This is a genomic window from Pseudomonas protegens (genome assembly GCF_003732485.1).
Classification (GTDB): domain Bacteria; phylum Pseudomonadota; class Gammaproteobacteria; order Pseudomonadales; family Pseudomonadaceae; genus Aquipseudomonas; species Aquipseudomonas protegens_B.
Genome location: NZ_MOAK01000080.1, coordinates 200,700 through 209,421 on the forward strand (window position 1 = coordinate 200,700; position 8,722 = coordinate 209,421).

Genomic DNA, 8,722 nt, shown 5'->3' on the forward strand with positions numbered 1-8,722 from the left:
TGGCCAGGGCCTGGGTCATGCCTTGATGGAGCAGGCGCTGAAACAGGCACAACGGCACTGGCCAGAAACCCCGATCTACCTCTCGGCCCAGGCCCATCTACAGGGTTACTACGGAGGCTACGGCTTCATCGTCGCGGGCCAGGAGTACCTGGAAGACGGCATTCCCCATATCGGCATGCGCCGGGCCTGAGACTCAGGGATAACCCAGCACCGTCTTGATCTGCCGCAGATTGGGTTCGATCCAACCCTTGTCGATGGCCCCCCAGCTATGGATCCGATAGCGCCCGGCATGATTGCGGGCGCCATCCTGCTGCTCGAACTCGCAGAGGATGTCCAGGTCCGCCAGGGCGGAGATGGTGTCCTGGGCCGTGCGTCGGGGCATGCCCGTGACTTCGGTCAGCGCCGGCACGCTGCTGGCCAGGCCGCTGTCGATCAGATACGCCACATACAGGCGGCGGTAGAAACTGCTCTTGGTCTTGCTTACATCCATCGCCTACTCCCTTTCACTAAGCACTAGTCTGCCGCTCCCGCCCTGGCTTGCAGGTCGCGCCAGGTCAGGTAGACCCGCAGGTCGAACTCCAGCTGGTGATAGCCCGGCAGCATATGCTCGCAGAGCTTGTAGAACGCCTTGTTGTGGTCCGACTCCTTGAAGTGCGCCAGCTCGTGCACCACGATCATCCGCAGGAACTCCGGCGCCGCTTCCTTGAACAGGGAGGCGATGCGGATCTCCTTCTTGGCCTTGAGCTTGCCGCCTTGCACCCGGGACACCGTGGTGTGCAGGCCCAGGGCGCGGTGGGTCAGATCCAGGCGGTTATCGAACAACACCTTGTCGATGGCCGGAGCGTTGCGCAGGTACTCCTGCTTCAGTTCCAGAGCGTAGCTGTACAACGCCTTGTCGCTCTGCACCGCGTGCTTGTTCGGATAACGCCGGTTCAGGTAGTCCCCCAGGCGATCTTCGTCGATCAGCTGGCGCACTTGCTGTTGCAGGGCGACGGGATAGGCCTGAAGGTATTTGAGTGCAGTCATGAAGGGGCAACGCAAGGTGCAAAGGGCGCCAGTGTAGCGAATTCAGGCCGGCAACGCGCTCCAGTCAAAAGGCTGGGCAAATTGACTGGCGCTGTTGGCCGTCAGGGGGCGAGCCACCAGGAAACCCTGCACGTATTCACAACCGTTGGCCTTGAGCCACTCGTACTGTTCGAGGGTTTCCACACCTTCGGCAATCACCAGCAGGCCGAACTGCTTGCACAGGTCGATTACGCTGCGGGCGATGGCGGCATCTCGCGGCGAAGTGAGCAGGCGAGCGATCAGGTGCCGGTCAAGCTTGAGGGTGTCCAACTGCAGGTCGCGCAGGTACGCCAGGCAGCAGCTGCCTGAGCCAAAATCATCCAGGGCGACCCGCACCCCCAGTTCATGCAACTGCTGCAACTGCTTGCGGGTCTCGTCCAGGTTCTGGGTCAATGCCGCCTCGGTAACCTCCACCTCCAACTGACGAGGCTGCAGGCCATGGCGCAACAACACCTGGCGCAGTTCGGTGGTCAGGTTGGGCATGCCGAACTGGGTAGCGCTGAGGCTGACACCCAGCACCAGATCCGGGCTGAACACCTGCTCCCAATCCTTGCGCTGAGCGGCCCCCTGCTGATAGATCCAGCTGCCCAGGCGGCTGATCAACCGCGCCTCTTCCAACAACGGTAGAAACAGCCCCGGCGGTACATCGCCGACACTCGGGTGCCGCCAGCGCAGCAACGCCTCGAACCCCCGCAAGCGGCCATCGGCAATGGCCACCTGGGGCTGGTACACCAGGGTGAACTCCTTGCGCTCCACCGCGCTGCGCACGCTTTCTTCGAGCATCAGTCGGGAACGGGCACGGCCGTTCATATCATGGTCGTAGTAACGGTATTGCTGACGGCCGGCACGCTTGGCCTCGTACATGGCGATATCCGCCGCCCGCAACAGGCCGTCCAGATTGGAACCGCAGTCAGGATAGATGGCGATGCCGATACTGGCTCCCAGTACCACCTCCATGCCATCGATCTGTTGGCTGATGGACAGGCGCTCGATCAGTTTCTCGGCGATTTTTGCCGCCTGCTCCGGGAAGCTCAACTCCAGCAAGGCCGTGAACTCGTCGCCGCCCATGCGCCCGAGAATGTCGAACGAATGCAGGCATTCCTTCAACTGTTCGGAGACCCAGCGCAGCACCCGGTCGCCGGCATCGTGCCCCAGGGAGTCGTTGACCCGCTTGAAGCCATCCAGGTCCAGATAAAGCAGGACCAGAGACTTTCCCGAGCGATCGCTGCGCAGCAGGATGTTCTCCACCGTCTGATAGAAACCGCGCCGGTTGAGCAGGCCCGTCAGCGGATCGGTAACGGCCTGGTACTCCAACTGTTGATGCAGGTGTCGCACCTCGGACATATCCAGCAAGGTCACCACCATGGCCTTCTGTTCACTGGGCAGGGGCGCGCAGGACAGTGCCACGCTGAGCTGCTGACCCGGGACGGTACGCAGCAGGGCGTCATGCAAGCGATAGGTCTCACCCCGGCGGTAGCAGGCGTAGAGTTCGGATTCGTTCCAGTCGGGGACGTGAGGCTTTTGCAGGTAGTCGAGAAAGGGCGAGCCTTCCAGCTCTTTCACCTGGGCATTGAGCAAGCGCGAAACGGCCGGATTGGCGAAACGCACATGGCCGCCCTCGTCCACCACCAGGATGCCTTCGGCGGCGTTGTCCAACACCGAGGCATTGAACGCTCGCGCCACTTCCAGATCATGACTGAGGTGCTGCAGGGCTCGGCGGTTGCGCTGGTGCTCCAGCAGGGCCTGGACCTTGGGCTTGAGGATCTGCGGGTCGAAGGGTTTGAACAGGTAGTCCACCGCGCCGCTGGCATAGCCCTTGATCACGGCGTCCTGGGACTGCTCGTTCGCGGTAAGGAAGATGATCGGTGTCAGCCGGGTACGCTGGCTGCCGCGCATCAGACGAGCCACCTCAAAACCATCCATGCCGGGCATCTGCACATCCAGCAGCACCAGATCCACTTCATGCTCGAGCAACAGGCCCAGGGCCTCGACACCGGAGGCAGCGGTCATTACCCGCCAGTCCTGACGCTGCAACAGAGCACGCATGCTTAGGAGATTTTCAGGATAGTCATCAACGATCAGAAGAGTGGAGTGGCCTTGGGCGACCTCCGGGTGCACGCATTCCATGCTGCTTCTCTTGTCTGTAATAAGACTGAACGGGTGAGAAAACCTGACTAAAACTGTGGACTCACTCTAGACCCGGATCTTGAAAAGCAGAAGCTGCCATCACGCCATCACTCCGCCAATGGCATCGGCTCCCGACTAACGGTCACAGTTTTGCCGCATTAAAACCGGGAAAGATGGCATTTCGACATTTTGCTGACGCCATATATCCGCCGTACGGACCTCGCCAAGCCTCGGTTCTGCGCTATAAAGACGCCCGAAGAAGCGCAGGCTAAAGCCCTCGGCGACCTGCACCAGACCTATCCTTGCGGAACCCCTCACCATGATCGATCTGGCAACCTGGAACCTCAGCGTTCCCGTCGGCAGCCCACCGGCAACCATTGATACTCCGACCCTGGTCAAAGGCTTCAAGGACCAGTACTTCCACTCCGACAGCGGCACCCTGTTCTTCTGGTCGCCGGTCACCGGCTCGAAAACCGAGAACGCCATCTACCCGCGCACCGAGCTGCGGGAAACCTATTCCAACGGCAACCTGCGCAACTGGACCTATCCCGAGGCCGACAACCTGCTGTACGCCACCCTGGCGGTGAAACAGGTACCTTCGTCGGGCAAGATCGTCGTCGGCCAGATCCATGCCTACAACAGCACCAAGCCCCTGGTGAAAGTGGAGTACCAGTACAAGACCAGCAAGGGCTACGGCAATGTCGTGGCTAAGGTGCGCATGCGCCCGGATGACGACGAAGGCCGGGTCATTACCATCGCCAAGAACGTGCCCATGGATCGGGAGTTTTCCTACCTGATCCACCTGAGCCCCGGCGGTGCCCTGGGAATCAGTGCGGCGGGCTTTCAATGGGATGGCCAGTTGAGCGCCACCTGGCGCGACAAGCCGCTGTATTTCAAGGCTGGGGTTTATGTACAGGACAACAGCGGCTACACCAGCGAGGGCGGCAAGGTGACCTTCTCCAAGCTGGATATCGACCACAACAAAATCTGAACCCCCCTCCCCTTACCAGCGAAGGCACCCTTGAGCCCGGCGCAGGCCCAGAGGTCCTCTTCGCTGGCAAGCCAGCTCCTACAATAAACACTTCGACCACCTGTAGGAGTCGGCTTGCCGGCGAAGGCGCCCTTGAGTGCAGCGCGATCCCAAAGGTCCTCTTCGCTGGCAAGCCAGCGCCTACGGAGGCGGGAATTGCGGGCACAAAAAAGCCCGCATCGCTGCGGGCTTTCCGGATGACGCTAAGACTTAGTTGACCTTGGCGTTCAGCTCACCCTTGAGGTAACGCTGGAACATCGCTTCCAGGGAGATCGGCTTGATCTTCGAAGCGTTGCCGGCAGTACCGAAGGCTTCGTAACGCGCGATGCACACGTCGCGCATGGCGGTTACGGTGGCACCGAAGAACTTGCGCGGGTCGAACTCGCTCGGATTGGTGGCCATCAAACGACGCATGGCACCGGTGGACGCCAGGCGCAGGTCGGTGTCGATGTTGACCTTGCGCACGCCGTACTTGATGCCTTCGACGATTTCTTCAACCGGCACGCCGTAGGTTTCTTTGATGTCGCCGCCGTACTGGTTGATGATCGCCAGCCACTCTTGCGGAACCGACGACGAACCGTGCATCACCAAGTGGGTGTTGGGGATGCGCTTGTGGATTTCCTTGATGCGGTCGATGGCCAGCACGTCACCGGTAGGCGGCTTGGTGAACTTGTAGGCACCGTGGCTGGTACCGATGGCGATGGCCAGGGCGTCGACCTGGGTCTTCTTGACGAAGTCCGCGGCTTCTTCCGGGTCGGTCAGCATCTGGCTGTGATCCAGCACGCCTTCGGCGCCGATGCCGTCTTCTTCACCGGCCATGCCGGTTTCCAGGGAACCCAGGCAGCCCAGCTCGCCTTCTACCGAGACGCCGCAGGCGTGGGCCATGGCCACGGTCTGCTGGGTGACGCGCACGTTGTATTCGTAGTCGGTCGGAGTCTTGCCGTCTTCGCCCAGGGAGCCGTCCATCATGACCGAGGAGAAGCCCAGCTGGATCGAGCGCTGGCAGACGTCAGGGCTGGTGCCGTGGTCCTGGTGCATGCACACCGGGATATGCGGGAACTCTTCGATCGCCGCCAGGATCAGGTGGCGCAGGAACGGCGCACCGGCGTACTTGCGCGCACCGGCGGACGCCTGAACGATCACCGGGGAGTCAGTCTTGTCAGCGGCTTCCATGATGGCGCGCATCTGCTCAAGGTTGTTGACGTTGAAGGCTGGAACGCCGTAGCCGAACTCGGCTGCGTGGTCCAGCATCTGGCGCATGCTGATGAGTGCCATTGTGTGTGTCTCTCCCGGTCGAGGGTCGTTAATCGTGCAAGCCTGCCGTAGCGGCGACTGCTATTCAAGTGATTGCAGATCGGGGGTCAGCCCGCTCTGCTCTATCCGTTAAAACCAAATCTCTACAGCCCTGCAGGAGCCGGCTCGCCGGCGAAAGGGGCCTTGAACCTTGCACAGGTCTGAAAGGCCGCCTTCGCTGGCAAGCCCGCACCTACATGGCCTTGCAGCCGCGGCCGATCAGGTCGTTGGTGGCGACCCAGTAGACCAGGCCCTCTTCACCCTTGACGTGAAACGCCAGCATGTCATCGCTGTACAGCGAACCCGAACCACTGGGCTCAAGCTTCAGGCGCCGAACCTGATCGTCGCCCCCCAGGCGCACGTCGACCGCCTTGCGGCTGTCATCGGTGTAGCGCCAGAGCACCTGGGCCTGGCTGTCACAGGTCCAGGTCGTCCAGTTGTCAGTGGTCGGCGACTTGAGCAGGTTCAGGTTGGCGCAACCTGCCAGCAAGCCCAGCATCGCCACGGCGATCAAACCTTTCATCGATGTTCCTCGGCCGGCAGCCCACAGGCCCCAGCGCGTTGCGTTATCCAATCCGACCCGTCAAGGGCAACCCTGTTCCCTGGTCTTTGACGGTGTCTCGTACTTCTCCAGGCCCTCAGGGCCCAGGCGCTTGTTGATCACCGGCGCCGTCTCGGCCTGCCAATCGGCCTGATAGCAGCCCTTGTCCGGCTCGCCGGCCTCATCGGCCGATTTTGCCTGTGGAGCGCCGGAGCACCCCGCCAGCAAAGCCACGGCGATCAACAGTGGCAATGTCTTGACCATCAGAACACTCCTTTGCCAGGCCAACGGGAATCTCAGGCCTTGGCCCGGGCTTCCAGGACTTCAACCGCCGGCAGCACCTTGCCCTCGACGAACTCGAGGAAGGCGCCGCCACCGGTAGAAATGTAGGAGATCTGCTGGGCAACGCCATACTTGTCGATGGCCGCCAGGGTGTCGCCACCGCCGGCAATGGAGAACGCGGCGCTGTCGGCGATGGCCTGGGCCAGCACCTTGGTGCCGTTGCCGAACTGGTCGAATTCGAACACGCCCACCGGACCGTTCCAGAGGATGGTCTTGGAGGTTTTCAGCAGTTCAGCGAACTGGGCCGCGGTTTGTGGGCCAATGTCCAGGATCATGTCGTCAGCGGCCACGTCGGCAATCAGCTTGACGGTCGCTTCGGCGCTTTCGGCGAATTCCTTGGCCACGACCACGTCCACCGGCAGCGGTACGCTGACCTTGGCGGCGATGGCGCGGGCGGTGTCCAGCAGGTCCGGCTCGTACAGCGACTTGCCCACCGGATGCCCGGCAGCGGCCAGGAAGGTGTTGGCGATGCCGCCGCCGACGATCAACTGGTCGCAGATCTGGCTCAGGCTGTTGAGCACATCCAGTTTGGTGGACACCTTGGAGCCGGCAACGATGGCCGCCATCGGCTTGGCCGGGTTGCCCAGTGCCTTGCCCAGTGCCTCCAGCTCAGCAGCCAGCAGGGGACCTGCAGCGGCCACTTTGGCGAACTTGGCCACGCCATGGGTCGAACCCTCGGCGCGGTGCGCGGTGCCGAAAGCGTCCATCACGAACACGTCGCACAGCGCAGCGTATTGCTGGGCCAGCTCGTCGGCGTTCTTTTTCTCGCCCTTGTTGAAGCGCACGTTCTCGAACAGCACGATATCGCCGGCCTTGACCTCGACCCCACCCAGGTAGTCGGCCACCAGCGGCACTTCACGGCCCAGGGCACGGCTCAGGTAGTCGGCTACCGGCTTGAGGCTGTTCTCGGCGGAGAACTCGCCTTCGGTCGGGCGGCCCAGGTGCGAGCAGACCATCACTGCCGCGCCTTTTTCCAGGGCCAGCTTGATGGTCGGCAGCGAAGCCAGGATCCGCGCATCGCTGGTGACAACACCGTCCTTGACTGGGACGTTGAGGTCTTCGCGGATCAGCACGCGCTTACCTTGCAGATCGAGGTCGGTCATCTTCAACACGGTCATGGGTCGCAATTCCTGGGTTACTGTTCTTCAGAAACAGAGAGTTTAGAGTCAGAGCGTGGAGTGGCTGTCTGCAGGTAGTGCCCAGCAACATCCAGCATCCGGTTGGCAAAGCCCCATTCGTTGTCGAACCAGGCCAGGATGTTCACCAGCCGAGGGCCGGAAACGCGGGTCTGACTGGCATCGACGATCGCCGAATGGGGATCATGATTGAAATCACAGCTGGCGTGAGGCAGCTCGGTATAGGCCAGCAGGCCCTTGAGCGGACCGCTGGTGGCGGCCTCGCGCAGGATCCGGTTGACCTCGGTGGCGTCGGTATCGCTCACGGTCTGCATGGTGATATCCAGGCAGGACACGTTGACCGTCGGCACTCGCACAGCTTTGGCCTGAATTCGCCCGGCAAGTTCCGGCAACAGGCGTTCGATACCACGCGCCAGACCAGTGGACACCGGGATCACCGACTGGAACGCCGAACGGGTACGACGCAAGTCCTCATGGTGATAGGCATCGATCACCGGCTGGTCGTTCATCGCCGAGTGAATGGTGGTAATCGACACGTACTCCAGGCCGATGGCCTGATCCAGCAGACGCAACAGCGGTACGCCGCAGTTGGTGGTACAGGAGGCGTTTGAAACCAGCCGCTCGGCGCCGGTCAGGCACTCCTGGTTCACTCCATAAACGATGGTGGCGTCGACATCCGCCTCGCTGGCCATCGGCTGGGAGAACAGCACCCGCGGCGCGCCGGCGTCGAGGAAACGCTGGCCGTCTTCACGGGTGTGATAGGCGCCGGAGCATTCCAGCACCAGATCGACGTCCAGGGACGCCCAATCGATGCCTTCAGGGGTGGCACTGCGCAGCACTTTCACGCAGTTGCCATTGATATGCAGACAATCGCCGTCGACCTTCACCTCGCCGGGAAACCGGCCGTGGGTGGAGTCGAAGCGTGTCAGGTATTCGACACTGGCCATGTCGGCCAGATCGTTGATTGCGACGATCTCGAATCCGGCCGCAGCCCCTCGCTCGAACAGAGCACGCAAGACGCAACGACCAATCCGGCCGTAGCCGTTGAGTGCAACTTTATAGGGACGCGGTTGAGGCATGGGGTTCTCGATCAGGCACAGGCAGACGAACTTGTTATACGCACCCCATCGCAGGAGCTGGCTTGCCAGCGATCAGCGGTGTGCCAGGCAGACCGCGAATCGCTGGCAA

The 8,722-nt window shown here is 61.9% G+C and carries 10 protein-coding genes; 2 read left to right on the top strand and 8 right to left on the bottom strand.

Annotated features, from left to right (window positions below; all coding sequences use genetic code 11):
- Window positions 1–190, top strand: a 190-nt coding sequence (locus BLX41_RS36000; protein WP_259745078.1) for a GNAT family N-acetyltransferase, incomplete at its 5' end; no start/stop codon positions are given.
- A gap of 3 nt (window positions 191–193) precedes the next feature.
- Here the strand turns inward: BLX41_RS36000 and BLX41_RS22125 are convergent.
- The 3 genes from BLX41_RS22125 to BLX41_RS22135 are packed head-to-tail and all read right to left on the bottom strand — an operon-like array spanning window position 194 to window position 3,192.
- On the bottom strand, window positions 194–490 hold the full coding sequence (locus BLX41_RS22125; protein WP_123726607.1) for a winged helix-turn-helix domain-containing protein: 297 nt from the start codon (window positions 488–490) through the stop codon (window positions 194–196).
- 23 nt (window positions 491–513) lie between these two features.
- Window positions 514–1,026, bottom strand: a complete 513-nt coding sequence (locus tag BLX41_RS22130; protein WP_123726608.1) for a M48 metallopeptidase family protein — start codon at window positions 1,024–1,026, stop codon at window positions 514–516.
- A gap of 42 nt (window positions 1,027–1,068) precedes the next feature.
- Entirely contained in the window at window positions 1,069–3,192 is a 2,124-nt protein-coding gene (locus tag BLX41_RS22135) for a putative bifunctional diguanylate cyclase/phosphodiesterase (protein ID WP_123726609.1), read from the bottom strand.
- Between the two features lie 319 nt (window positions 3,193–3,511).
- On the opposite strand from BLX41_RS22135, the gene BLX41_RS22140 reads away from it, so the two are divergent.
- Window positions 3,512–4,183: a polysaccharide lyase family 7 protein gene (locus tag BLX41_RS22140; RefSeq protein ID WP_123726610.1), complete on the top strand. Its 672-nt coding sequence runs from the start codon at window positions 3,512–3,514 to the stop codon at window positions 4,181–4,183.
- Window positions 4,184–4,432: 249 nt separating this feature from the next.
- Here the strand turns inward: BLX41_RS22140 and fba are convergent, their stop codons facing one another.
- The 5 genes from fba to epd all read right to left on the bottom strand — a co-directional run bounded on the left by fba (window position 4,433) and on the right by epd (window position 8,613).
- Window positions 4,433–5,497 (bottom strand): class II fructose-bisphosphate aldolase, encoded by a 1,065-nt coding sequence (gene fba, locus BLX41_RS22145; protein WP_003229012.1) that lies wholly within the window; start codon window positions 5,495–5,497, stop codon window positions 4,433–4,435.
- A 211-nt stretch (window positions 5,498–5,708) separates the two neighbouring features.
- Window positions 5,709–6,038: an MliC family protein gene (locus BLX41_RS22150; RefSeq protein ID WP_011063956.1), complete on the bottom strand. Its 330-nt coding sequence runs from the start codon at window positions 6,036–6,038 to the stop codon at window positions 5,709–5,711.
- 60 nt (window positions 6,039–6,098) lie between these two features.
- On the bottom strand, window positions 6,099–6,320 hold the full coding sequence (locus tag BLX41_RS22155; protein WP_123726611.1) for a hypothetical protein: 222 nt from the start codon (window positions 6,318–6,320) through the stop codon (window positions 6,099–6,101).
- Window positions 6,321–6,352: 32 nt separating this feature from the next.
- Window positions 6,353–7,516, bottom strand: coding sequence for a phosphoglycerate kinase (locus tag BLX41_RS22160; RefSeq protein WP_123726612.1), 1,164 nt, complete (start codon window positions 7,514–7,516; stop codon window positions 6,353–6,355).
- A gap of 17 nt (window positions 7,517–7,533) precedes the next feature.
- Window positions 7,534–8,613, bottom strand: a complete 1,080-nt coding sequence (epd, locus tag BLX41_RS22165; protein WP_123726613.1) for an erythrose-4-phosphate dehydrogenase — start codon at window positions 8,611–8,613, stop codon at window positions 7,534–7,536.
- Window positions 8,614–8,722: the final 109 nt, after the last annotated feature.

Excerpts from the sequence above, each read along its gene's own strand:
- epd (WP_123726613.1), bottom strand. The coding sequence starts at position 8,613 with ATGCCTCAACCGCGTCCCTATAAAGTTGCACTCAACGGCTACGGCCGG.
- BLX41_RS22125 (WP_123726607.1), bottom strand. The coding sequence starts at position 490 with ATGGATGTAAGCAAGACCAAGAGCAGTTTCTACCGCCGCCTGTATGTG.
- BLX41_RS22150 (WP_011063956.1), bottom strand. The coding sequence starts at position 6,038 with ATGAAAGGTTTGATCGCCGTGGCGATGCTGGGCTTGCTGGCAGGTTGC.
- BLX41_RS22160 (WP_123726612.1), bottom strand. The coding sequence starts at position 7,516 with ATGACCGTGTTGAAGATGACCGACCTCGATCTGCAAGGTAAGCGCGTG.
- BLX41_RS22155 (WP_123726611.1), bottom strand. The coding sequence starts at position 6,320 with ATGGTCAAGACATTGCCACTGTTGATCGCCGTGGCTTTGCTGGCGGGG.
- BLX41_RS22140 (WP_123726610.1), top strand. The coding sequence starts at position 3,512 with ATGATCGATCTGGCAACCTGGAACCTCAGCGTTCCCGTCGGCAGCCCA.
- BLX41_RS22130 (WP_123726608.1), bottom strand. The coding sequence starts at position 1,026 with ATGACTGCACTCAAATACCTTCAGGCCTATCCCGTCGCCCTGCAACAG.
- fba (WP_003229012.1), bottom strand. The coding sequence starts at position 5,497 with ATGGCACTCATCAGCATGCGCCAGATGCTGGACCACGCAGCCGAGTTC.
- BLX41_RS22135 (WP_123726609.1), bottom strand. The coding sequence starts at position 3,192 with ATGGAATGCGTGCACCCGGAGGTCGCCCAAGGCCACTCCACTCTTCTG.